18 protein-coding genes and 2 pseudogenes are annotated in these 24,462 nt (G+C 71.7%); 7 read left to right on the forward strand and 13 right to left on the reverse strand.

The window, feature by feature from the left end:
• Positions 1-102 precede the first annotated feature (102 nt).
• A pseudogene (locus IF17_RS01000000136475) lies at positions 103-1,086 on the forward strand (hypothetical protein); the annotation flags it as partial.
• Positions 1,087-1,110: 24 nt separating this feature from the next.
• Here the strand turns inward: IF17_RS01000000136475 and IF17_RS0115560 are convergent.
• A complete protein-coding gene (locus tag IF17_RS0115560) occupies positions 1,111-1,566 on the reverse strand; it encodes a hypothetical protein (protein ID WP_030566556.1) in 456 nt (151 codons plus the stop codon).
• Between the two features lie 348 nt (positions 1,567-1,914).
• Between IF17_RS0115560 and IF17_RS0115565 the strand changes: the two genes are divergently transcribed.
• Positions 1,915-2,886, forward strand: coding sequence for a DUF3048 domain-containing protein (locus IF17_RS0115565; protein WP_030566270.1), 972 nt, complete (start codon positions 1,915-1,917; stop codon positions 2,884-2,886).
• Positions 2,887-2,932: 46 nt separating this feature from the next.
• On the opposite strand, the gene IF17_RS0115570 is transcribed toward IF17_RS0115565, so the two are convergent.
• Positions 2,933-4,666, reverse strand: coding sequence for a discoidin domain-containing protein (locus tag IF17_RS0115570; RefSeq protein WP_030566272.1), 1,734 nt, complete (start codon positions 4,664-4,666; stop codon positions 2,933-2,935).
• Between the two features lie 352 nt (positions 4,667-5,018).
• Here IF17_RS0115570 and IF17_RS01000000136480 point away from each other — a divergent pair.
• A pseudogene (locus tag IF17_RS01000000136480) lies at positions 5,019-7,035 on the forward strand (discoidin domain-containing protein).
• A gap of 101 nt (positions 7,036-7,136) precedes the next feature.
• On the opposite strand, the gene IF17_RS0115580 reads toward IF17_RS01000000136480, so the two are convergent.
• The 7 genes from IF17_RS0115580 to IF17_RS0115610 all read right to left on the reverse strand — a co-directional run bounded on the left by IF17_RS0115580 (position 7,137) and on the right by IF17_RS0115610 (position 14,593).
• Positions 7,137-7,502 carry a hypothetical protein gene (locus IF17_RS0115580; protein WP_030566274.1) on the reverse strand — a complete coding sequence of 122 codons (366 nt, stop codon included), beginning with the start codon at positions 7,500-7,502 and terminating at the stop codon, positions 7,137-7,139.
• A gap of 348 nt (positions 7,503-7,850) precedes the next feature.
• Positions 7,851-8,840 (reverse strand): zinc-dependent alcohol dehydrogenase family protein, encoded by a 990-nt coding sequence (locus IF17_RS0115585; RefSeq protein ID WP_030566276.1) that lies wholly within the window; start codon positions 8,838-8,840, stop codon positions 7,851-7,853.
• Entirely contained in the window at positions 8,837-9,727 is an 891-nt protein-coding gene (locus IF17_RS0115590; RefSeq protein WP_030566278.1) for a carbohydrate ABC transporter permease, read from the reverse strand. The genes IF17_RS0115585 and IF17_RS0115590 overlap by 4 nt, the downstream gene beginning before the upstream one ends.
• Positions 9,724-10,689, reverse strand: a complete 966-nt coding sequence (locus IF17_RS0115595) for a carbohydrate ABC transporter permease (RefSeq protein ID WP_030566280.1) — start codon at positions 10,687-10,689, stop codon at positions 9,724-9,726. Before IF17_RS0115595 ends, IF17_RS0115590 begins: the two co-directional genes overlap by 4 nt.
• Entirely contained in the window at positions 10,686-12,059 is a 1,374-nt protein-coding gene (locus IF17_RS0115600) for an ABC transporter substrate-binding protein (RefSeq protein ID WP_030566282.1), read from the reverse strand. Before IF17_RS0115600 ends, IF17_RS0115595 begins: the two co-directional genes overlap by 4 nt.
• Before the next feature lie 164 nt (positions 12,060-12,223).
• Complete coding sequence (locus IF17_RS0115605; RefSeq protein WP_030566284.1) at positions 12,224-12,985, reverse strand: DeoR/GlpR family DNA-binding transcription regulator; 762 nt, start codon at positions 12,983-12,985, stop codon at positions 12,224-12,226.
• A 270-nt stretch (positions 12,986-13,255) separates the two neighbouring features.
• Complete coding sequence (locus IF17_RS0115610) at positions 13,256-14,593, reverse strand: radical SAM protein (RefSeq protein WP_030566286.1); 1,338 nt, start codon at positions 14,591-14,593, stop codon at positions 13,256-13,258.
• Between the two features lie 246 nt (positions 14,594-14,839).
• Here IF17_RS0115610 and IF17_RS0115615 point away from each other — a divergent pair, with 246 nt between their 5' ends.
• Positions 14,840-15,532, forward strand: a complete 693-nt coding sequence (locus IF17_RS0115615) for a response regulator (protein WP_030566288.1) — start codon at positions 14,840-14,842, stop codon at positions 15,530-15,532.
• A 29-nt stretch (positions 15,533-15,561) separates the two neighbouring features.
• Here the strand turns inward: IF17_RS0115615 and IF17_RS0115620 are convergent, their stop codons facing one another.
• Positions 15,562-17,325, reverse strand: a complete 1,764-nt coding sequence (locus IF17_RS0115620) for a sensor histidine kinase (RefSeq protein WP_030566291.1) — start codon at positions 17,323-17,325, stop codon at positions 15,562-15,564.
• Between the two features lie 216 nt (positions 17,326-17,541).
• On the opposite strand from IF17_RS0115620, the gene IF17_RS0115625 reads away from it, so the two are divergent.
• Positions 17,542-18,537 (forward strand): Acg family FMN-binding oxidoreductase, encoded by a 996-nt coding sequence (locus IF17_RS0115625; RefSeq protein ID WP_030566293.1) that lies wholly within the window; start codon positions 17,542-17,544, stop codon positions 18,535-18,537.
• Positions 18,538-18,617: 80 nt separating this feature from the next.
• Here IF17_RS0115625 and IF17_RS0115630 read toward each other — a convergent pair whose 3' ends face one another.
• Positions 18,618-19,526, reverse strand: a complete 909-nt coding sequence (locus IF17_RS0115630) for a universal stress protein (RefSeq protein WP_030566296.1) — start codon at positions 19,524-19,526, stop codon at positions 18,618-18,620.
• 234 nt (positions 19,527-19,760) lie between these two features.
• On the opposite strand from IF17_RS0115630, the gene IF17_RS0115635 reads away from it, so the two are divergent.
• A complete protein-coding gene (locus tag IF17_RS0115635) occupies positions 19,761-20,633 on the forward strand; it encodes a universal stress protein (protein WP_030566298.1) in 873 nt (290 codons plus the stop codon).
• A 51-nt stretch (positions 20,634-20,684) separates the two neighbouring features.
• On the opposite strand, the gene IF17_RS0115640 is transcribed toward IF17_RS0115635, so the two are convergent.
• Positions 20,685-21,362, reverse strand: coding sequence for a helix-turn-helix domain-containing protein (locus IF17_RS0115640; protein ID WP_030566300.1), 678 nt, complete (start codon positions 21,360-21,362; stop codon positions 20,685-20,687).
• 207 nt (positions 21,363-21,569) lie between these two features.
• On the opposite strand from IF17_RS0115640, the gene IF17_RS0115645 reads away from it, so the two are divergent.
• Positions 21,570-22,706, forward strand: coding sequence for an alpha/beta hydrolase-fold protein (locus IF17_RS0115645; RefSeq protein WP_051884012.1), 1,137 nt, complete (start codon positions 21,570-21,572; stop codon positions 22,704-22,706).
• 37 nt (positions 22,707-22,743) lie between these two features.
• On the opposite strand, the gene IF17_RS0115650 is transcribed toward IF17_RS0115645, so the two are convergent.
• Positions 22,744-24,444: an ABC transporter ATP-binding protein gene (locus IF17_RS0115650; RefSeq protein ID WP_030566304.1), complete on the reverse strand. Its 1,701-nt coding sequence runs from the start codon at positions 24,442-24,444 to the stop codon at positions 22,744-22,746.
• Between the last annotated feature and the right edge of the window lie 18 nt (positions 24,445-24,462).

A 24,462-nucleotide genomic window follows, 5' to 3' on the forward strand; every position in this document is an offset into this window, starting at 1 on the left:
ACTTTTCCGCCCGACCCTGAAACGGTTGCAGCGCAGCTTGAGATGCGATAAGCCGACAATAGCCGCGAGCGGGCGGTGTGCCCGTAGCCTTTCGGGGTGGCCATGCACGCTAGCCAGCCTCTCCGCCTTCCCGTCGGGACCGGCGCCGGGCGGTGGAGCACCTTTCACGGTGAGAAGACCCTGGTCGTAGCGGCCCGTACGGTGACCTCGACCGTCCGGGTCCTCGAATGCCTGCCCGCCCTCCTCCGCGGGGACGGCCGGGTCACCGTCGTCTTCGCCCATGACCCCACCTCCGCGTTCAACGACGGGGTGCTGGACCTCCTGCACGACGCGGGCTGCCGGGTCATCCCCTGGGAGCAGGTGGGCCACGCCGAGCCCGACCTGATCCTCACCGCCAGCGAGAACATCGACGTACCCGAAGGCCACTGCCCCGTCCTCGTGCTGCCCCACGGCATCGGCTTCCAGAAGCAGGTGCCGGACTCCCGTGCGTCCGGTGACCGGCTGTCGGGGGTCGTGCCGGACAGCCTGCTGGAATCCGGCAGGGCCTGACTGGCCATCTCGCACCCGGGGCAGGAGGAGCAGCTGCTCTCCTCCCATCCGAAGGCGGCCGGGCGCACCCTGCTGGTGGGCGACCCGTGCTACGACGAACTGCTGGGCAGCGCGGACCGGGTGGCCTCCTACCGCCGGGCGCTCGGCGTGCCCGGCCGGCACCGGCTGGTGGTGCTCAGCTCGACGTGGGGGCCGACGTCGCTGATCGGTCAGGGCCCGGGGCTGGCGGCCCGGGTGCTCGCCGCGCTGCCGTACGACGAGTTCCGGGTCGCGGCGATCGTCCATCCCAATGTCTGGTCGGAGCACGGTTCCTGGCAGATCCGCGATCTTCTGGCGCCCGCGCTGGACGCCGGGCTGATGCTCGTCCTCCATATCCACGCGTGGCGGTCGGCCCTGGTCGCGGCGGATGTGGTCGTGGGCGACCACGGGTCGGTGACCCTGTACGGTGCGGCGCTCGGCAAACCGGTCCTGCTGGGGGCCTACGGGAGCGAGGCCGTCCCCGGCACGGGTCGTTCCGCGCGTCGATCTGCCCGGGCCGGTGGCCGTCGGCGCCCGGGGTGGTCACGCGGTGCCCGGTTCCGGCCGGGGCGCTGCCGTACCTCCGCTGTGGAAGGTCAGCCCGGAGATGTCGTGCCCCTGGATCACCTGGCCGTAATAGGTGCCCCCGTTGGTGCTGTTGTTGACCGTGACGGTGGGGCCGGGCGCCTGGTGCGGGGCCAGCTCGTCCAGCAGTTCCCTCAGCTCCCCGGCGGCCTCCGGGTTGTCGCGCAGGGCCCTGCGGAGCCTGACCCGCCATGCCGCCGCGATGTCCTCGGCGCTGCCCTCGTCGCCGCTGCGACGCGCCGCGACCAGTTCCTCGCGGGACTCCTCCAGCTCGGCGTGGATCGCCTCGCTGTCCTCGCCCCGCCCCAGGAACCGGGCCAGCCGCCCGCGCACCTGAGACCAGGCCTCGGTCGCCATCAGCCCCACGAACGTCGTCGCGCCCGATGCCGCCAGTGCCGTCAACTCGGCTTCCATCGGCCCCCCTCTGTCTCACCCGTCACCGAACGGGCACGTAACCCGCCACTGGTGCAACCGTAGAGAGCGAACACTCCCATCGGAAGCGGAATCGGGGGCGCGGCGCGGTGCAGTTCCAGCCATGTCGGCCGAGGCCGGGTCGCGTCACGACGTGCGCGTCACCGCTGCGCGTCACGCCGTGCACACATGGGGTGACCGTTCGCTCCGTCAATGGGTCCGTCCGCGCCGGGACACGCCGACCGCCCCGGCGCCTGACGCAACCGCGAACCGGCCGGACGCGTGATGATGGGTAAGGGGCAGCGACGCGGCGGCGCTCCGCCCGGACGGTGCCCCGGAAGGGCGGTCGCCATGTCCGTAGCCCGATCGAAGGCATCAGCCCGCTCGAAGACATCCGTCGTCGCGCTGCTCACCGCGCTCCTCCTCGTTCTCCTCGCGGCCGGATGCACGGGCGGGGACGGCTCGGGGCCCGAGAGCCGGAGCAGCAGCCCGTCGGGGACGGCGACCGACGCGAAAGTGCTCGCCGTGAAGATCGACAACGTGGCGCCGGCCCGGCCGCAGACCGGGCTGGAGCGGGCGGACATCGTGTACGTGGAGCAGGTGGAGGCCGGGCTCAGCCGGCTCCTCGCGGTCTACTCCTCCGACGTTCCGCCGGTCGTCGGCCCGGTCCGCAGCGCCCGGGAGACCGATCTGGAGCTGCTGCGCCAGTTCGACCGGCCGGTGCTCGCCTTCTCGGGGGCGCAGAGCAGGCTCCTGCCGGCCATCGAACGGGCGCCGCTCGACGCCGTACCGCCGTCGGCCACGCCCCGGGCGTACTTCCGGGGTGCGGAGCGGCCGGCCCCGCACAATCTCTATCTGCGGCCGGAGCGGATCCCGTACACCGCTTCCGGGACCGAGGCCGTGGAGGCGCTGGGGCTGAGGTTCGGTCCGGCGCCGCCCGGCGGGAGCGCCGAGGACACCCGTACGGTCCGCTTCCCGTCCGCGCGGACCACGTTCACCTGGTCCGCCGAGCGCGGGCGGTGGCTGGTCTCCATGGACGGCTCCCCCGCCCGGACGAGCGAGGGGGAGCCGCTGGGGGCCGCCACGGTGATCGTGCAGGACGTGACCGTGCGGCCGTCGGCCTTCGGCGACCGGTCCGGCAACAACACCCCGTTCACCGAGACCGTGGGCTCGGGCACCGCGCACGTCCTGCGCGACGGCAGGGCGTACGAGGCACGGTGGACGCGGACCGCCGCGGACGCCGACACCCGGTTCAGCACACCGGACGGCGAGCGGATCGACCTGGCCGAGGGGCCGCTCTGGATCGTGTACGACGCTCGCTGAGACTCCGACGGAGGACGGAACGGGCCGTCCCCCGTCGGAGTGGGGGCTACTGCCAGACCTTGATGTAGTCGACGCTCAGCTTCTGCGGGAAGCGGGTGGTGCTGTCCGGCGGGCCCGGCCAGTCACCGCCGACCGCGTTGTTGAGGATCAGGAAGAAGTCATGGTCGAACACCCAGGGACCACGGGTGCGCTCCAGTTCCTCCCGGTCGACCCGGAACGACACCTGGCCGTCGACCCGGAACGTCATGCCCTTGCTGTTCCAGTCCACGGCGAAGGTGTGGAAGTCGTCGGCGTAGTTCGCGCCCCCGGGCAGGGAGTGGGGGCCTCCGTAGCCCGCCGCGCCGTTGTAGGCGGGTGCGTGCAGGGTGGAGTAGGCGGTCTTCGGCTCCTTGCCGACGTGCTCCATGATGTCGATCTCACCGGTGTAGGGCCACGGACGCCCCTTGTCGAAGTAGTCCGCGCCCAGCATCCAGAACGCGGGCCAGAGCCCCTGCGTGCCGGAGACCTTGATGCGTGCCTCGACCCGGCCGTAGGTGAACTGGAACTTCCCGTAGGTGTTGAGCCGCGCGGAGGTGTACTGGCAGGTGGTGCTGCCGCTCAGCGGGTCGCGCGGGCAGGACGAGCCGGGGGTCGGCTCACGGCGGGCCTCCAGGACGAGGTTGCCGTTGCCGTCCTGGGCGGCGTTCTTGTTGTTCGTGTAGTACTCCAGCTCGTTGTTGGGGCCGGTGCCCGTCTCCGGGACCCACTTGGCGGGGTCGGGGGTGGCGCCGGCCGGGCCGTTGAACTCGTCGCTGAAGACCAGCCGGTCGTACGTGGGGTCGGCGGGCAGCGGCGGTGCGGGGATCGGTGCTCCGCCGGTGCCCCAGACCTGGAACTCCCAGAGCGAGTAGCCGTATTCACCGCTGCGCTGGGTGGCGTACAGGCGGACGTGCCGGCCGGTGCCGGTGACGTTCAGGGTCTCCTTGAAGCCGGTGCCGGTGGTGGTCTGGTGGATCGTCCGCCAGTCAGTTCCGTTGTCGGAGACCTCGATGCGGTAGGCGCGGGCATAGGCCGGGTCCCACTGGAGGACCACCCGGTGGATCTCGGCGCGGGCGCCGAGGTCGACCGCGATCCAGCCGGGGTCGGTCCAGCCTCCCTCGGGGCTGGTGGCCCAGCGGCTCGCGGGGTCGCGGTCGAAGGCCTTGTCCGGGCCGCACTCCCAGCAGGTGCCGTCGTGCTGGGAGGTGGAGGCGGAGCCGGGCTTGCCGTAGGAGAGCAGGACGTCGCCGCCGGGTTCGTTGCCGCCGGTGGTGGAGTAGACCTGGAACTCGTGGAGGGAGTAGCCCCACGGGGTGGCGCGCTGGGTGCCGAGCAGCCGGATGTAGCGGCCGGTGCCCGAGACGGTGAGGGTCTCGACGCCTCCGGTGCCGGTGGTGGTGGAGTGGATCGTCGTCCACTGCTGGCCGTCGGCGGAGAGCTGGATCCGGTAGCCCTTGGCGTACGCGGCCTCCCAGTCGAGTACGACCTGGCCGACCGCTGTGTTCGTACCGAGGTCGATACGGATCCACTGGTCGTCGGTGAACTCGCTGGACCAGCGGGTACCGCGGTTGCCGTCCACGGCGTTGGGAGCGGTGAACGGCCCCTCGGCGCTGGAGGCGGTGGCCGGTTTCCCCTGGGAGACGAGGACGGCCGCGGCGACGGCCCGTTCGGGGGCGAGGGCCACCGAGAGGGTGAACAGGAGGGCCACCGCGGCCATGACGGCCAGGGCGCCTCGAAGCCGTGGTGTTCCACGGGCATTCATGTGAACTCCTTGCTCTGTAGCGGGTTCGGGCCGAGAGAGCGCTCCCCCCGCAGTGGGGAGCGTGGCGGCAGCGACGCCAACCGTCAAGAGGCCGCGGGGCAGTTGACGCGATCACCGACAGAACCCCGCCGGACGTGTCACCCCACTCCCCCACCAACTGCCCTTCTGCTTTCAGGAGATGAAACATCAGACGCCCCGGGAGGCCGATCCCGGCGATCCTGTGCACAACTCTTGACGTGGCCGAAACGCGGGAGAATCATTCGCGTACCGAGAGAGCGCTCTCTCCTCTGAGGGAGCCTGCGCCCGCCCCCCGCCTCCACCCCCGCGCACATGACACTCAGGAGCTCAGGACATGTCTGTTGCCCTCGTCAGACCCTCGCGGCCCCCGATGGCCGCACTCCACCGATGGCGCGCGCTCGGCTTCGCGCTGGTGACCGCCCTGGTCGCGGCCCTGCTCGGAGTGGTGCAGGCCGCTCCGGCGCAGGCGGCGCCCGTCCTGCTCTCCCAGGGCAGCCCGACGACCGCCTCCAGCACCGAAGGCCCCTTCGCCGCCTCCAACGCGGTCGACGGCAACTCCGGGACCCGCTGGTCCAGTGCTTTCTCCGACCCGCAGTGGATACGGATCGACCTCGGCTCCCCGGCCGCCCTCAGCCGGGTCGAGCTCGCCTGGGAGGCCGCGTACGCGAAGAGCTACCGGATCGAGCTCTCCACCAACGGCACCACCTGGACCAGCGCGTACAGCACCACCACCGGCCAGGGCGGCAACGAGACGCTCACCGTCTCGGGCGAGGCCCGTTACGTACGCCTCACCGGCACCCAGCGCGCCACCGGATACGGCTACTCCCTCTGGGAGTTCAAGGTCTTCGGTACGCGGGACGGCGGCGGCGGCCCGCAGATTCCCGGCGGCGGTGACCTCGGCCCGAACGTCCATGTCTTCGACCCGTCCACGCCGAACATCCAGGGCAAGGTCGACGAGATCTTCCGGCAGCAGGAGTCCGCGCAGTTCGGCTCCGGCCGGCACGCGCTGCTCTTCAAGCCCGGCACGTACAACAACATCAACGCGCAGATCGGGTTCTACACCCAGATCGCCGGTCTCGGCCTCAACCCCAACTCCACCACATTCAACGGCGATGTCACGGTGGACGCGGGCTGGTTCAACGGGAACGCCACCCAGAACTTCTGGCGTTCGGCGGAGAACCTCACCCTCAACCCGGTGAACGGCACCAACCGCTGGGCCGTCTCCCAGGCCGCGCCCTTCCGCCGGATGCACGTCAAGGGCGGACTCAACCTGGCGCCCGACGGATACGGCTGGGCCAGCGGCGGCTACATCGCGGACAGCAAGATCGACGGCACCGTGGGCCCGTACTCCCAGCAGCAGTGGTACACCCGCGACAGCTCGGTCGGCGGCTGGACCAACGCCGTCTGGAACATGACCTTCTCCGGTGTCCAGGGCGCGCCCGCGTCCAGCTACCCGAACCCGCCGTACACCACGCTGGACACGACGCCGATCTCGCGCGAGAAGCCGTTCCTCTACCTCGACGGCAACGAGTACAAGGTGTTCGTCCCGGCAAAGCGGGTCAACGCGCGCGGCGTCTCCTGGGAGGGCGGGAACCAGCAGGGTGAGTCCATCCCGCTGAACCGCTTCTACGTCGTCAAGCAGGGCGCCACCGCGGCGACCATCAACGCGGCGCTCGCCCAGGGCCTCAACCTGCTGTTCACGCCCGGCGTCTACCACATCGACCAGACCATCGACGTGAACCGGGCCAACACCGTCGTGCTGGGGCTCGGCCTCGCCACGATCATCCCGGACAACGGCATCACCGCGATGAAGGTCGCCGATGTCGACGGCGTGAAGCTGGCCGGCTTCCTCATCGACGCCGGTCCGGTCAACTCGCCCACGCTGCTGGAGGTCGGCCCGCAGGGCGCCTCCGCCGACCACTCGGTCAACCCCACCACCGTGCAGGACGTGTTCATCCGCATCGGTGGCGCGGGCCCCGGCAAGGCGACCACCAGCCTGGTGGTCAACAGCGACGACGTGATCATCGACCACACCTGGATCTGGCGGGCCGACCACGGCGAGGGCTGGGGCTGGGAGACCAACCGGGCCGACTACGGCGTCCGCGTCAACGGTGACGACGTGCTGGCGACCGGGCTGTTCGTCGAACACGAGCTACTGCTACTACAACGTCGATCCGACGATCATCCAGGAACACGGCTTCAAGGCACCGGTCAAGCCGGGCGTGAAGTTCCACAACCTGCTGGTCGTCTCCCTCGGCGGCAACGGGCAGTACCAGCACGTGATCAACAACATCGGCTCCCCGACCTCGGGAACGTCGACGATCCCTTCGACGGTCGTCAACTTCCCCTGATCCCGCCGATGTACGAACGGTGAGCCGGTCCGGTGTCCGGCGGCCCGGACCGGCTCACCTTCGGAAGTCAGGCGTAGGTCAGTCGGAGGTCAGGAGCTGGTTCAGCAGCGGTCCGCGCTGACGGACCCCCACGCCAGGGCCACCGCACCGGCGGGCCGGTAGCCGGTGTCGATCGGCTCGTCGGTGCCGCAGATGGTCCACTGCCGGTTGTAGGTGCCGATGCGCACGGTCAGAACGGTGGCGCCGTTGCTCAGCGCGCTGTCCCGCAGGGTGCCGGTGACTCTGACACGGCCGTCGCTCTCGGTGCACTTCTTCAGGGTGCCGGTGACGCCCGTGTGCACGGCGGTCGCGGTACAGGTGGCCGCCCGGGTCTCCGCGGCGGCGGCGGTACCGGCGCCGGCGAGGCCGACGGTGCCGAGCAGGAGGCACGTGGCACCGGCCAGGGCGGTGGTCCGAGGAAGTCTCATGGGATTCTCCGATCGATAGGGGCAAGTCACCACTCACCCGCGGGCCGCGGGCGTCTCGACCGCGAGTAGCCGGACAGTAATCCGGCGTTCGAAGCTGGGACCAGCGCTCTTTCGGCACTCGGCCGATAACCCCCCTATGCCCGAAACGGGCATAGGGGAGGTTGCGGAATGCCGGCGAGACGCAACGGGGCACATAGGTGCACCAATAGCCCACCCGTGTCGACGCCCGCCGAAACCGGAATGACTGAAACCCCCCTTATGTGAATCTCAGATTCCACTCAAGTTCTCGCAGGTCAGAGGCGCGCGGCCGCACTTCGGCTATGGCTAGAGCTACGGCTACGGCTACGGCTACGGCTGCACCACGATCTTGCGCCCCACCCCCGCCCTGAACTGGTCGATCGCCTGCGGGTACTGCTCCAGCGGCAGCCGGTCGCTGATGAAGACGGCCGGGTCCAGCACCCCGCTCGCGAAGAGCGCGGCGGCCCGCTCGTAGCTGTGCAGGACCGCCATCGAGCCGGTGATGGTGATCTCCTGGTTGTAGATCCGGTACGGCTCGATGACCGCCGTGGTGGCGTAGTCGGCCACGCCGAACTGGAGGAAGGTGCCCCCCTTGGCGACCCGGCCGAGGCCGTCCTGGATGGCTCCCGCGTTGCCGGTGGCGTCGATGACGACGTCCCAGCCGCCGGGCCGGTCGAGCTCCTCGGCGCGGGCGGCCGCTCCCGTGCAGCCGAGGAGTTTCGCGGTCTCCAGGCGCTGCGCGTTGATGTCCAGGACTTCCACCGAGGCGGCGCCGGTGCGCTTGGCCAGCTCCAGCATCATCAGGCCCATCGTCCCGGAGCCGTAGATGAGGACCTCGGCCCCGAGGTTGCCCTTCAGGACGTCGTACCCGCGGACCGCGCAGGAGAGCGGTTCGATCAGGGCCGCGTCGGTGACGTCGACGTGTTCGGGGAGTTTCACGCAGTTGGCGACCGGGGCGACGGCGAACTCGGCCGCTCCACCGGGGACGGTGACGCCGATCGCGGCCCAGTTGTCGCAGAGGTTGCCGCGGCCGGAGCGGCAGTAGCGGCACTCGTGGCAGTGCAGCGAGGGGTCGACGGCCACCTTGTCGCCGACGGCCAGTTCGGTGACGTCGGTGCCGACGGCGACGATCTCGCCGGCGAACTCGTGGCCCGGGACGATCGGCAGGGTGGGGGCGAACTCCCCCTGGAGAATGTGCAGATCGGTGCCGCAGAGCCCGCAGGACGCCACCTTCACGACCACGTCACGCCGGCCGGGCGTGGGGTCGTCGACCGTGGTGACGGACACTTTGCCGGGGGCCTCGACGATGGCTGCCCTCATTTGACTGCTCCCAGTGAAAGGCCCTGGACGAGTTTGTCCTGGGCGGCGTAGCCGGCGATGAGCACCGGCAGGGACACGACCACGGACGCCGCGCACAGCTGGGCGAGGAAGAGCCCCTGGCTGGTGACGAAGGTAGTCAGGTGGACGGGCGCCGTCCCGGCGACCACGCCGGTCAGCACCCGGGCGAACAACAGCTCGTTCCAGCTGAAGATGAAGCAGATCAGGGCCGTGGCGGCGATGCCGGGGGCGGCCACGGGGGCGACGACCCGGCCCAGCACGGTGGGCAGCTTCGCCCCGTCGACCTGGGCCGCCTCGATGATGGAGACGGGGACGTCGGCGAGGAAGGACTGCATCATCCACACCGCGATCGGCAGGTTCATCGAGGTGTAGAGCAGGACGAGCAGCCAGATGTTGTCCAGGAGCCCGGTGTTCTTGGCGAACAGGTAGATGGGCAGCAGACCGGCGACCACCGGCAGCATCTTGGTGGAGAGGAAGAAGAACATCACGTCGGTCCACTTGCTCACCCGCCGGATGGAGAGCGCGTACGCGGCGGGCAGCGCCAGCAGGAGCACCAGGAGGGTGGAGAACAGCGACGCGGTGAGGGAGTTGACCAGTGGGGGCCAGGGGGTCGGGCCGCCTCCGCCGCCGAAGAAGGTGCGGTAGCCGTCGAGCGTCAGCGAGGCCGCCAGGGAGGGCGGGTTGGTCGCCGCGTCGGCCTCCGAGTGGAAGGAGGTCAGCACCATCCACAGGGCGGGCAGGCAGAAGACGATGCCGACGGCCCAGGCGGTCAGGCCGAGGACCGTGGTGCGCCTGCGGGCGCGGGCCGTCGGCGCGGGGGCCTTCGATGTGGCGCGGGTGCGGTTCGGTGCTGCGGTCGAGGCGCTCATGCGCGGCTCGCCTCCTCACGGAAGAGGGAGGAGACCACCCGGAGCGCGAAGGTCGCGATGATCACGGTGCCGATCACCACGACCACGCCCACGGCGGACGCCAGTCCGTACTCATGGGCCCGGTAGAAGGTCTCGTAGACGGTGTACGGGAGGTTGGCGGTGCCGAGGCCGCCCGCGGTGATGGTGAACACGGCGTCGAAGTTCTGCACGATGTACACCGAGCCCAGCAGGACGCCGAGTTCGAGGTAGCGGCGCAGGTGGGGCAGGGTCAGGAAGCGGAACATCTGCCATGGCCCGGCGCCGTCGAGACGGGCGGCCTCCATCATCTCGGCGGGGCGGCTCTGCAGCCCGGCCAGCAGGATCAGCATCATGAAGGGGGTCCACTGCCAGACGAGGGCCGCGGCGACGGCCATCAGCGGCATCTCGGAGGTCCACTCCGGCTGCGCGATGGACTCGATGCCGAAGAGGTTGCCGAACCAGGTCAGCACACCGTTGAAGAGCCCGTACTCGGGGTTGTAGAGCGCGTGCTTCCACAGCAGCGCCGCCGAGACCGGCACGATCAGGAACGGGGTGATGAGCAGGGTGCGGACGAAGCCCCGGCCGAAGAAGGTGCGGTCGAGCAGCAGGGCGAAGGCGAGGCCGAGGACGACGCTGACGATCACGACCGTCGCGGTGAGCAGGACGGTGGTGAGGACCGATTCGCGCAGGGCGGGGTCGGTGAAGACGGAGCCGTAGTTGGCGAATCCGGTGAAGTGGCGCTGGTCCGGCTTGAGCGAGTTCCAGTCGAAGAAGGAGATCACCAGGGTTGCCACGAAGGGCAGTTGGGTGACCACGATCAGGAAGACGAGGGCGGGTAGCAGGGGCGCCCGGGTCGCCCAGGCGCGGGCTCTGCTGCCGGTGGGGCGCTTGCCGGGCGGGGCCGGCCGGGGTGGGGTCGGCCGTACGGCGGTGGTCGTGGTCATCGGTACTCCTCCGCTACCTTCTCGGCCAGCTTCTGGGAGGTGGCGAGTGCGGCGTCCACCGACTGGCGGCCCGCGATGGCGGCGCTGATCTCCTGCGCGACCTTGGTGCCCAGGTCGGTGAACTCCGGTACGCCGACGAACTGGATGCCTGCCGTGGGGCGCGGCTGGGTGCCGGGGTTGTTGGGGTCGGCCTCGGAGATGGCCTGCTGGGTGACGTCGGCGAACGCCCCTGCTTCCTTGCGGTAGTCGGGGTGGGCGTAGGTCGAAGCGCGTTTCCCGGCGGGGACGTTGGACCAGCCGCTGGTGGCGCCGACGAGTTCCTCGTACTCCTTGCCGGAGGCCCAGGAGATGAACTTCCAGGCGTCGTCGGCCTTCTTGGAGGCGTTCTGCATCCCCCAGGCCCAGGTGTAGAGCCAGCCGGAGCTCTTGGTCTGCTCGACGGGGGCCGGTACGTAGCCGATCCTGCCCTTCACCGGGGAGCCCTTGGCCTCCAGCGAACCGGCGCCGGCGGTGGCGTCGTACCACATGGCGGTCTTGCCCTGGGTCATGTTGTTGAGGCATTCGGCGTACCCGGACTGCGGGGCGCCGAGCTCTCCGTGTTTGCGCACGAGGTCGACGTAGAACTTGGTGGCCTTCTTGAACTCCGGTGAGGTGAGCTGGGGTTTCCAGTCCTCGGTGAACCAGGTGCCGCCCATGGTGTTGACGACGGTGGTGAGCGGGGCGATGACCTCGCCCCAGCCGGGCAGGCCGCGCAGGCAGATGCCCTTCATCCCGCGCTGCGATCCGTCGGTCTTCGCGGCGAGTTCGGCGACCTCCTTCCAGGTCGGCTTGGCGGGCATGGTGAGCCCTTCCTTCTCGAAGACGTCCTTGCGGTACATCAGGAAGGAGGACTCGCCGTAGAAGGGCTGGGCGTAGAGCTTGCCGTCCTTGTGGGTCAGCGACTCGCGCAGCGGCGGGAGGATGTCCTGCTGGTCGAAGTCCGGGTCGGCGTCGACGTATTCGTCCAGCGGGCGCAGCCAGCCGTTCTCGGCGAAGAAGGGGAGCTCGAAGTTGGAGATGGTGGCGATGTCGTACTGGCCGGCCTGGTTGGAGTAGTCCTGGCTGATCTTGTCGCGGACGTCGTTCTCCGGCAGCACCGTGAAGTGGACGGTGATGCCGGTCTCCTTGGTGAAGTGCTCCTTGGTCAGCTTCTGGAGTTCGACCATCTGCGGGTTGTTCACCATCAGGACGTTGAGGGCGTCACCTCCCCCGAAGGAGGTCCCGCCGGCCCCGGCGCAGCCGGTGGCGAGGAGGGCGAGTGCCGCGGCTGTGGCTGCCGTGCGCGGCAGGCGGCGGCGTGGTCCGTGTCGTCGGCGGGGGTGATGGCGCATGGGGACTCCTGATCAGTCGTAGCGGCTCGGTGATCGGGTCGTGCGAGTCGGGTCGTACGAGGGGGGTGCGGGTCGTGCGAGCAGGGCGGACCGCGCCCCGACGGGGGGCGGGGCGCGGTGGTACGGGGGTGGCGCGGCCGGTGGACGGGACCGGGCGCGCGGCGTCAGACGCGGATGACCTGGGGGCCCATGAGGGAGTAGCGCTGGGCCTCGGCCGAGGAGAGTCCCGCGTCGGTGACGATCGCCTCGAAGTCGCCGACACCGGCGAACCGGCAGAAGCTCACCGCGCCGAACTTGGAGTGGATCCCGGCGAAGATCCGGCGCCGGGAGCTGCGCATGGCCTGGGCCTTGACCTCGCTGACGGCCGGGTCGGGGGTGGTGAGGCCGTACTCGCGGGAGATGCCGTTGGCACCGACGTACGCCAGGTCGATGACGAAGCCGGCCAGCATCTTGGAGGCCCAGTGGTCGACGGTGGCCATCGTGGAGCCGCGCACCCGGCCGCCGAGCAGCAGGACGGAGATCTTCTCGGCGTCCGCGAGGACGGTGGCGACGGCCAGGGACGCCGTGACCACGGTCAGCGGACGGTCCCGGGGGAACGCCTCGGCGACGAGCTGGGGGGTGAAGCCCTCGTCGACGAAGACGGTCTCGGCGTCCCCGAGCAGATCGGCGGCGGCGGCCGCGATCCGCGACTTCTGCGGGACGTTACGGGTGGTGCGGACCGCGAGCGTGGTCTCGTAGCCCGCCGACTCCACGGGGTAGGCGCCGCCGTGGGTCCGGCGGAGGAGACCGTGCTCCTCCAGTACGTGCAGATCGCGGCGGACGGTCTCCTTGGCCACCTTGAACACCACCGCCAGGGCGTTCACCTCGACCGATCCGTCCCGTCGGGCGGTGTCGAGAATTCCTCTGCGGCGTTCGTCGGTGTCCACGACACACATCCCTGGCTCTTGCGGTGGCGCTGTTCAGGCGGCGACCCGGTCCGTTCGGGCCCATGTGACGTTTTTACAAGCAGGGTCCCCGGCGGACCAGGCTCTTCGCGGGGTTCCCTCTGCCCGTTCCTGCCCGTTTCCCCCGGTGGACCGCCGCTGGTCACACCCGTACCACCGGGCGTTCCGGGCGCTCCCGGGGTCCGCTCCGCCGGGTGACGCGCCCGATCCGTGCCCGATCTCGCGGAACGGTGCCCGTTCTCCCGGGGAGCGTCAGGAGACGGGCTCCTCCTCCAGGCCTTCGAGGCTGTCCATGAAGGAGCTGACCGAGAACACCGCGCGGCCGGGTCCGGCGGGGCCGTAGCCGGGCGGGGAGTTGAGGCCGAACTCCTCCAGCGTCGCCCGGTAGGCCTGGAGCAGGCGGATGTGGTACTCCAGCGGCGCGCCCAGCGGGTTGGCCTTGCCGAGCGGGGTGGTCGGCTCGGGGCACCACGTGGTGAAGCGCGGCACGACCCCGTTCGACATGAAGAACCGCAGCCCCTCGGTGGTCGAGTCGATGGCCTCGCTCACCTTCGTGAAGCCGAAGGGCTCGGCCATCTCGATGCCCGCGACGAAGTTGGGGATGACGTTGCGCGGCCCGAACACCTCGGCGGACTCCAGGATCCGGCGGTGCCACTCGTCACGGCCGACGTACCGCTCCTTGCCGGGGCAGTGCAGCTGGAAGAGGCGGCGGTCCCACACCTCGAAGTTGGGGTGGTAGATGCGGATGCCGTAGTCGTGGAAGCGCTGCACGTCCTCGCGGGGCAGCGCCTGGGCCACCACCTTGCCGGTCCAGCGGCCGGGGAAGCGCTCCTCGATGGCCTTGGCGTAGTGCCCGTAGAAGTCGGCCTCGTCGCGGCCGGCGACCTGGGAGGTGATCGAGCCGCCGGTGAGGGTGTAGGCGCGGGAGACGCCGGCGGTGTCGTACCGGTCGATGATCTCCAGAGCCTCCAGCACCTCCTCGACCGGCTTGACCCCGGTGTACGGGCGGCCGGCCGCCTTGTGCTGGCGCCAGTTGTGGTTGATGTCGCAGAACTGGCACTCCTCCTTGGCGCCGAAGTACTGGCACACCCGGAAGACCGTCAGGTAGATGAGGTAGCCCCACTGGATGGTCGGCGCGACCTCCATGACGGACTTGCCGTTGGAGAGCTGGTGGCGGTAGTACTCCGGCATCGGCGGCAGCCCGACGTCCGCGATCCGCGCCCCGTCGAGGTAGAGGCCGAGCGTGCCGTCCTCGCCGCCGCGCACGACGTACGGGGAGTCGGGGTTTACGCGCACCGACACCACCGTGCGGCGCAGGCCGTAGGGGCCGCCGGTGAGCACGACCTCCTCCGGCGGACGGTTGAGCGCGGCGGCGCCGAGCTCGGGCAGCGTGCGGTGGTCGAAGGAGAAGATGAAGTACGACTTCGGCTTCACATCACCGGTGGCGCCGCCGATGGAGCCGCTGAGCGCGGACTCGTCGAAGGCCATGCCGCCGCGCAGCAGGTCCTCCTTGATGACGGCTTCCCGGGGTACCTCGGGGAAACGCCCCATCAGGTCCTCGACCAGTGCCGTACGACTGCTGCTCGGCATGTACGCGAACCTCCGTAGTCACCCCACCGCAACGGCGCGCGCACGGGTGGGCAGGTCTTGTCCAGTCAGGCTGGCAAGCCTACGCCAACGCCTTCCGCCACCCGCATTGACCAGCGGAGAACGGATCCAGGGGGCCCTTCGGCGCCGCCCCTGGGACAATGCGGGTAGGACGAGGGACCGGGGCCCGACCTCGACGAGGGCCCTGGCCGAACGCCCTGAGAGCCGACCGACCACCGGGGGCCGCACATGTCCGGCACACCGACCGCCGCAGCCGGAGCCCCGATCCGGGTCTTCCTGCTGGACGACCACGAAGTGGTACGCCGGGGGCTGCACGACCTGCTGGGGGCCGAGCCGGGTCTGGAGGTCGTCGGGGAGGCGTCCACGGCCGCCCAGGCGCTGGCCCGCGGCCCCGCGCTGCGGCCCGATGTGGCGGTGCTCGACGTCCGGTTGCCCGACGGGGACGGCATCACGGTCTGCCGGGAGCTGCGCTCGCGGATGCCGGAGCTGGCCTGCCTGATGCTGACGTCCTTCGACGACGAGGACGCCCTGCTGGACGCGATCATGGCCGGGGCGGCCGGCTACGTACTCAAGCAGATCAACGGGTCGGACCTGGTGTCGGCCGTACGGACCGTGGCGACCGGCCAGTCGATGCTGGACCCGGCGACCACGGCCCGGCTCATGCGCACCCTGCGCGCCCCCGAGCCGTCCGGTCCCGTGGAGGACGAGCGGCTGTCGGTCCTGTCCGAGCGGGAGCGGTCCGTGCTCGACCTCATCGGCGAGGGGCTGACCAACCGGCAGATCGCCGGGCGGCTCTACCTCTCCGAGAAGACCGTGAAGAACCACATCTCCCGGCTGCTCGGGAAGCTCGGGGTGGAGCGGCGGGTGCAGGCGGCCGTCATCGCGACGGAGGTACGGGAGCACGGGCAGCAGGAGGGGTGAGCCCCGGGGGGGCGAGGCAGGGGGCGCGGTCACGGTGCCGTACGGGACGCTCCGCCCCCTCCCCCGCGCCCCGTCGGCAGCGGGACCCGCCATTCCAGTACGGTGCCGCCGCGCGGGGCCGGGCCCCGCTCGACGGACAGGGTGCCGCCCAGCCTCTCGGCCCGTTCGGTCAGGTTCCGCAGGCCGCTGCCGCGGGCACCCTCCGGGACGCCGGTGCCGTCGTCGGTCGCGGTCACCGTCAGCGCACCGCCCTCGGCGACGACCGACACCTCCGCCGCCCGCGCCCCCGCGTGCCGGGCGATGTTGCTCAGGGCCTCCACGATCACCGCGATCACCTGGTCCGCCACGTCCTGGGGCACGTCGGTGTCGATCAGCCCCTCCATCCGCAGCGCGGGAGTGAACCCGAGGGCGGGCGCCGCGCTGTCCACCGCCTGGACGACCCGGGTCCGGAGCTTAGGGGCGTCTCCGGTCGGCCCGTGCTCGCGGAGCCCGAAGATGGTGGAGCGGATGATCTTGATAGTGGTGTCGAGGTCGTCGATGGCACGGCCGAGCCGCTCGGCCGCTTCCGGGTGCTCGACGAAGGGGCGGGCGCTCTGCAGGGTCATCCCGGTGGCGAACAGCCGCTGGATCGCGAGGTCGTGGAGGTCACGGGCGATCCGGTCCCGGTCCTCCAGAAGGCTCACCTGCTCGGCGGCGCGGCGGCGCTCGGCCAGTTCGAGCGCCAGCGCGGCCTGTCCGGCGAAGCCCGGCAGCGAGGCGATCTCCGGTCCGGCGAACGGCGGACCGCCCTGGAGCCGGGCGAGGATGAGGACCCCGCTCAGTTTCTCCTTGGTCCCCACGACGACGGCCACCGCGGGACCGAATCCGTCCCAGCGCTCCGGCCGTACGGTGCTCCGGGGATCGTTCCCCACATCGGGGACGGTGATGAGCGCGTCGGCGGCGAGCGTGGCTCCGGCGAGGGTGCCCCGGGTGGTCGGCAGCACCAGGCCGCGGTGGGCCCCGGCCCTCTCCCCGTGGGCGATCGAACCGCTCAGTTCGCCGTCCGGCTCCACCAGGTGGAAGACGCCCAGGTCGGCGCCGGCGATGTCCACGGCCCGGGCCAGCATGCCCTCCAGGACCTCCGACTCCGCCGAGCCGGAGAGCAGCGCGCTGGTGAAGTCGGAGCTCGCGGCGAGCCACCGCTCCCGCTGCCGCCCCTCCTCGTAGAGGCGGGCGTTCTCGATGGCGATGCCCGCCGCGACCGCCAGGGTGGAGACGACGGCCTCGTCCTCCGCGTCGAAGTCGGCCCCGCCTCGCTTCTCGGTGAGGTAGAGGTTGCCGAACACCTCCTCGCGGACCCTGATGGGCACGCCGAGGAAGGTGTGCATCGGCGGGTGGTGGGGCGGGAAGCCGTACGAGGTCGGGTGGGCCGAGAGCTCGGCCAGCCGCAGGGGCTCCGGGTGCCGGATCAGCTCGCCGAGGAGCCCGTGGCCGGAGGGGAGGCCGCCGATCTGTTCCCGTACCTCGTCGCTGATGCCGATGGGGAGGAACTCGGCGAGCTTCTGGTCGTCGCCGATCACACCCAGCGCCCCGTACTCGGCGTCGACGAGCACGACCGCCGCCTCGATGATCCCCCGGAGCACCTGGGGCAGGGCCAGTTCCCGGCCCACGGACATGACGGCCTCCAGCAGGCCGTTGAGCCGGTCGCGGGTGCCCCGGGCCTCGTCGATACGGCCCTGGAGCTCATCGAGCAGCTCGTCGAGTCTCAAGCGCGGGAGCCTGGCCCGTGGGGCCTCGCGGCCTTCCCCGCCCATGGATACCTCCGACGGCGTCGAGGGGGCGGACCGCTCGCGTCCGCGTCCTCCCAACGTAGCCGCCGCACCGCGCCGCCTCATGTCGAGCCGCGCGTGGTCACAGCGAGCGGGGACGGAGAGGGCCCCGTTCGGACGGTGGGCAGGGCCGTTCGGCCCCTGCTGCGCCGGGCGTGCCGGGCGGGAAGCTGGAGCCGAGGGAGCACCGGAGAGGAAGCCATGCCTACCACCGACCATCTCGTGGAGACCGTGACCTCGCTGGTCGAGGACGCCGTCACCGCACCGTCCATGCACAACGCCCAGCCCTGGAGGTTCGTCCATCGGGCGGGCACCCGGATCATCGCCCTGTACGGCGACCCGTCGCGCGCGCTGCCGGCCGGTGACCCGGACGGGCGCGGGCTGCACCTGGGATGCGGGGCCGCCCTGTTCAATCTGCGGGTGTCCGCCGCCCACCACGGGTGGGACGCCGCGATCGAGCTGCTCCCCGATCCGCGCGACCCCTGGCACCTGGCCGATGTCGTGCTCCAGGAGCGCGGTCCGGCGGAACCGGGACCAGGACCGGCGGACCTCTACCCCGCCGTGCGGCAGCGGCACACCAGCCGCTTCCCCTTCTCCGACGAGCGGATCCCGGGGGAGATCATCGACGGGCTCCGCGGTGCCTCCCTCCTGGAGGGGTGCCGGCTGATCGTGCCGGGGTCCTGGCACTCGGACGCCGTCCTGGACCTGGTGCGCGACGCCGCTCTCTTCGAGTCGGCCGACGCGGCGCTGCGCGAGGAGATCGCCTCCTGGACCCATACGGGCAGGCCCGGGGAGGGGCCGGCCACCGAGGGCATACCGTCGTACGCCCTCGGCCCCCGGCAGTACGGGGTGAGCGCCCCCGCCCGGGACTTCGACGCACCGCGCGACCTGCCCGGCCGGGCCGTCGCCTCCTTCGAGACGCGGCCGCAGATCGCGCTCCTGGGCACGATGGACGACTCCCCGGCCGACTGGCTGCGGGCGGGGCAGGCCATGGAGCGCGTACTCCTGCAGGCCACCCTCGACGGGCTGTCGACCTCGCTGATGTCGCAGCCCCTCGAATGGCCCGAGCTCCGCGCGCTGACCCGCGAGCCCGGCTCCCTGACCGGCTTCGTCCACATGGTGTTCCGGTTCGGCTACGGCCCCCGGGGAGTGGCCACGCCGCGACGGCCGGTCGGTGAGGTGCTGAGCGTGGAGTGAGATGCGACCAAGGGCGCCGACCGAGGGCGCCGACCGAGGGCGTCGATGAGGCCTCACCGACGCCCTTGGTCGCGTTTCGTTCAGCTGCCGTCGTCGTCCGTCGCCGCGTAGCCGGGCGGGACGATCTGGACGGGGCAGTGCCCGTGGTGCAGCAGCGCGTGGGTCACCCGGCCCAGCGCGGAACCGCCTCCGATCACCCGGTGCCGGGCGCCCATGACCAGCAGGTCCGTGATGGATGTGGCCTCGACCAGGATGCCGGGCACACTGGTCCCGGTCTCGACGTCGTGGGTGACGGTGAGGCCGGGATAGCTCTTGCGTATCCGGTCGGCCATGGCGGCCGTCTCGTGCACCTTCTCCTCGGTGATCTCCCCGACGCTGTCGAGCATGGTGGTGAACCGGCCGACATACGTCAGCACGTTGCTGACGCTCAGCAGCCGCAGCGACGCGTTGCGGACGTGCGCCTCGGCGGCGGCGATCAGCAGCCAGTCGAGGTCGGACGTGCCGTGCACGGCCGCCGTGACCACCCCGGTGGCCGCGCGGTCGGGCTCGCCCCGTACGACGATCACCGGCACCTCGGTGCGTGCGGCCACCCCCAGTCCGACGGAGCCGAGCGTCAGTGAGGCGAAGCCGCCGAGCCCCCTGCTGCCCACCACGATCGTGCCCCGGTCGTCGGCCGCCGCGTGCAGTGACGCCACCGCGTCGCCACGGCTGAGCTCCTTCGTCACGGTCAGGTCCGGGTACTTCTCCCGTACGGCGTCGACGGTCTCGGCCAGCACGTCGCCCGCCGCGTCCCAGAGGGCCTGGAGAGTCTCGGCCGACGTGAGGACGGAACGCCCCTCGATGTCGGCGGCGTGGACGACGGTGAGCGGCTGCCCACGGAGGTCCGCCTCGGCGGCGGCCCAGAGGGCGGCTGCCCGGGCCGGCGGGGACGCGTCGACTCCGACGACGACGGCGCCGAGTTCCGCGGGGTCGGGAAGGTCGCTGGTCATGGCTCCTCCTCAGGGGTGGCCCGGGGCTCGGGATGGCCGGGCGCTCCGGGTGGCCTGAGGGCTCAGGTTCGCCCGGGACTACTCCTCCACCGTCGCACCGCAGCGCCGCCCCCGTGCATGGGCCCTTCGGCCCCGATCCGGCCCTCTCGGCCCCTCGCCCGGCGGGCGCCGCCGCGGGGAGGCTGGACGCAGGGTTCCGCACCCGGAGCCCCGCGCACCGAGGAGGCCCTGGCCATGACCCCCCACGTCACCGTCGGAATGGACGAGTCCCCCGAGAGCCTGGCGGCCGCGCTGTGGGCCGCTGAGGAGGCCTCCCTGCTCGACGTCCCGCTCCACCTCATCCATGTGGAGGAGTGGCCCGTCACCGCGGAGGTGCCGGTGCTCTCCGCCGAATCACTGGTCGAGCGGTACGAGACCCTGCTGCGCGCCACGGCCGACCGGGTCAGGGACGACCGGCCCGGCCTCGATGTGACCACCGAGATGGCCCGCGGCCGTGCGCCCGCCGAACTGACCGCCGCCGCGAACGAGGCCGAGGTGACCGTGCTGGGGTCGCGCGGGCTCGGCGGTGTCGTCGGCTTCCTGATCGGCTCGGTGTCGCTCGCCGTCGTCGGCCGGGCGCGGCGGCCGGTGGTGCTCGTACGGTCGGGTTCGGCCTCGTCCGGGGCGGGCTCCGGCGACGCCGGCTCCGGCATCGTCCTGGGCGTCGACATCGAGCAGCCGTGCGACCCGCTGCTCGCCTTCGCCTTCGGTGAGGCCGCGCGCAGGGACGAGGAGCTGCGGATCGTCCACAGCTGGTCCCCGTCCCCGGCCTACGGGTACACCGCCATCCTGGACCCGGGCGTCGGCAGCGGGCTCGGCCGGAAGGCCACCGAGGGGCTGGCCGAGATGGTGCGGCCCTGGCGGTCCAAGTTCCCGGCCGTCCGGGTGACGGAGCAGGCGGTGGTCGGGCCCGCGGCGGCCGCGCTCGTCGACGCGTCCCGGAGCGCCGGTCTGCTGGTCGTGGGGCGGCGCAGCCGGCGCTCCCCGGTGGGCCCGCACCTCGGCCATGTCGCGCACGCCGCGATCCATCACAGCCCGGCCCCGGTCGCCGTCGTCCCCTTCGAGTGACCCGCGCCCGCCGTCCCATCCGCCGCAGCCGCCCCGCCCGGTGTCCCCGGGTCAGCCCGCGTCCCCCGGAGCGTCGTCCACGACGATCCTGCGCCCGGTGATCCGGCGGGGCACGAGGACCATGACGTGCTCACGCCCCTCCCCCGCCCAGGGGGCCGAGTACGCCGTCTCCCTGAGCCGGCGCGCCTCGTCCTCGTCCTCCACGACGCGGACGGTTCCCACGAGCAGAACGCTCCAGCCCTTGCTGAAGGCGTCGTCGATGTGGTCGGTCTCGAACGCGATCTGCGTTCCGGCCGCTCCGGCGAGCGGGGAGCTCTCCCCCGTGCTGAACATGACCTCGCCGTCGACCACCTGGTAGTTCACCGGCAGGACGACCGGCCCGTCGCCGTCGTTCAGCGCCACCCGCCCCACCCCGTGGTCACCGAGCAGGGCCCGGCATTCGGTCTCGTCGAGTTCGGCCATCCGGGCCCCCCGGGCCGCCCGGCCGAGCCCGCCCGGCAGGTCCACGGTCCCGCCGGTGAGCTCCTGGACCGTCGTCTCCAGGGCGTCGGCGAGCCGGAGCAGGAAGCCGATCCCGGGGGTCGCGGACTGCTCCTCCACGTACTGGATGTAGCCGGGTGCGGCACCCGCCCTCAGGGCCACGTCCTGCCGGGACAGGTCGAGCTGGAGGCGACGCGCCGCGACACGTCGGCCGATGTCGCCTCTCGCCGTGTGCGGTGGTCGGTCCATCGTGAGGCCCTTCTGCTCGTGGGGGCGGGGCTCCGCACGGCCACGCTAGCGAGAGCCCGTGCGGCTCGCAGCGCGGAACGCCCCAGGAACGGAGAGTCCCTGGAGTGGAGAGGATCTCCGGGTTAGGCTCGCCTTACTCAGAGCGAACCCCCTCCCTTCTCCCCAGGAGACGTTCATGCGCCTGCTCATCCGGCTCCCTGGTCAGCCATGACCGCCCCCGGACCCGGCCCCGCGGCCGAAGCAGCTGAAGCAGCTGAAGCGGCCGACGCGGAGAGCCCCTTCGCCGCCTTCGGCCTTCCCGGCAAGCCCGGCACCGACGCGTTCTGGGCCGCGGCGCGGACGCCCCTGGCGGTCCCCGCCGGCGACGGCTGGCTGACGCTGTTCCTGTGGCGCGGGTCTCCGGCCGACCTCGACTTCGAGAGCTGGTCGGGGCCCCTGCCCCTGCGGCGGTGGGCCGCAACCGACTGCTGGTACGCCGAGGTCCCCATGCCCGCGCGGCTGCGGGTGACCTACCGGTTCCTCGTGGACGGCGAGGGCCACGCCGATCCCCTCAACCCGGCCGGGGCGGGCGGTGACCGCTCCATCGCCTCGACCCCGGACGCCCCGCCCCAGCCGCACTGGCCCGCCCTCGGCCCGGACGCCATCCTGTCCCTCCCCGACACCCGGCTGCGCTGGAGCAGCGAGCGGCTCGGCGGGCGGCGGACCGTGCGCGTCCACCCGGTCGCGGGCGGCGGACCGGTGGTCCTGCTGCTCGACGGGGACGACTGGCTGTACCTCCACCCGGCGATGTCCGCGTTCGAGTCCGCCGTGGCCGCCGGCGAGCTGGAACCCGTCACGCTGGTCTTCCTCCCGGCCAAGGACCGGGAGGCCGAGTTCGCCTGCCGCCCCGAGCTGTGGGAGGCGGTCCGGGACGAACTGCTGCCCCTGGTGGCCGGATCCGGTGTACGGGCCGGCCTGGACCGGCTGGTGGTCGCCGGGCAGAGCCTGGGCGGGCTGAGCGCGCTCTACGCGGCGCTGGAGTTCCCGGAGCTCGTCTCCCGTATCGCCTGCCAGTCGGGGTCGTTCTGGTGGGCGCCCGGCGCCGAGGGGGCGGCGGACCCGCTGGGCGGTCCTGTCGGCGGGACCGTCGCCGAACTCCTGCGCCGGGGGCCCGACTTGTCCTCCCTGCGGTGCGCGTTCGACGTGGGGGAGCACGAGACACGGATGCTGCCCCACTGCGAGCTGGCCGAGTCGCTCACCGAGCGGGCCGGGGCGACCGTGCGGGTCTCGCGGTCCGCATCGGACCACGACCGGGCGGGCTGGCGGCAGGCCCTCCTGAGGGATGTCGCCTGGGCGCTGGGCTGAGCACCGGCGGGGGCGGCGATCCGCCCCCGCCGGTGGCTCACCGGGCCACGGCCAGGCAGTACTCCTCATCGCCCGCGAGCAGGTTGCGGTGGGTGTCCTCGGCGGTGATGACGCCCTCGTCGAGGACGAGCACCCGGTCCGCCGCGTCCAGGAGCGCCGGGCTGCTGGTGATCACGACCGTGGTGCGGCCTCGCCGCAGCTTCGCGATGTTGCGGGCGATGAGCTGCTCGGTGACCGCGTCGACGGCGGTGGTCGGGTTGTGCAGGACCAGTACGTCGGTGTCGGCGGCCAGCGCACGGGCCAGGGAGAGCCGTTGGCGCTGCCCGCCGGACAGGTTCGCCCCGCGGTCGCGGACCGCGTAGTCGAGCCCGTCGCAGTGGAGGGCGACGACATCGGTCAGCATGGACGCCTCGACGGCCTCGGAGAGCGTACGGCTGCTGCCTGACGGGTCGATGTTCGTCCGGAGGGTGCCGCCGAAGATCTCCGCGTCGTACGGGTTGACCAGCATGTGCTCGCGGACCGCCTCGACCGACAGGTCCGCGAGCTCCTGCCCGCCGAGCCGGACCACTCCCTCGTACGCGGGTGGGGCGGCGTTCACGGCGAGCACGGCGACGAGGTCGGCCGCCGCGCGCGGCTGGTAGGGGGCGATCGCCACGAACTCCCCGGCGGCGACGGTGAACTTGACCCCGCGCAGGGTGCCGTGGCGGACGCCGTCGACCTCCAGGTCGCCTCCCGGGGCCGGTCGTTCGGGACCCGGAACCGTCACGGGCGGGGCGGAGAGCACCAGCGCCATGCGCTCGGCGGAGGCGCGGGCGATCATCACGTACTTGGGCATCTCCGAGAACATCTTCAGCGGTTCCATGATGAACTGCGCGAGGCCCACGGCCATGACCAGTTCACCGATGGAGATCCGCCCTTCGAACGCCAGCCAGCCCGCCGTCAGCGAGACGGCGGCGGCGAGGACGGCGTTGAGGGCCAGCGCGGTGCCCGCGTACGCGCCGTTCACGCGGGCGACGGTGATCGCCTGGCGCTTGGCGTCGGTGCTGACCCTGCGGTAGGAGCCGAACGCCGCGTGGTTGCCTCCGAAGCCGTGGAGCGGGCGCAGGCCGATGATGAGGTCGGCGACCTTGGCCCCGGCCCGCGCCACCTTGGCCTGCTGCTCCTGGGTGCTGGAGCCGATCCGCTTGGACATCACCGCGAGGATCGACAGGATGCCGACGGTCCCCACGATCACCAGCAGGCCGAGCCGTATGTCGGCCAGGCTCAGCGCGACCGCGGCGACGACCACCGCGACCAGGGAGCTGACCAGCAGCGGCACCACCTCGATGATGTCGGCGGTCTGGTCGGCGTCCTCGGTGGCGATGGTGAGGATCTCGCCGGACTTCAGCCCGTCCACATCCCGGGCCACCGGCTGGAGCCCGCAGGCGGCCACCTGGACCCGCCAGCGGTGCGCCTCGGTCGTGTTGGCCTTCTGGAGCACCCGCATGCCGAACCGCCACGACAGCGACACCGTCGTGATGATCACGGCGAGCGAGCCGATCGACACCCCGAGCGAGCCGAGGCTGCGGTCCTGCATCGTGTGCTCGACGATCAGCCCGAGCGCGATGGGGAACGCGGTCTCCGCCGCCTGGTACAGGCCCATGAGGACCGTACCCGCGATCATGGCGCCGATGTTGCGACGCAGAGCGGTCCGCAGGATGGCGGCTCCCGGGCGGGGCCGCTGCGTGTCAGTTGCCATCAGGCGTGCCAGTTCTCA

This window comes from Streptomyces cyaneofuscatus (assembly GCF_000718135.1).
Classification (GTDB): Bacteria; Actinomycetota; Actinomycetes; order Streptomycetales; family Streptomycetaceae; genus Streptomyces; species Streptomyces cyaneofuscatus.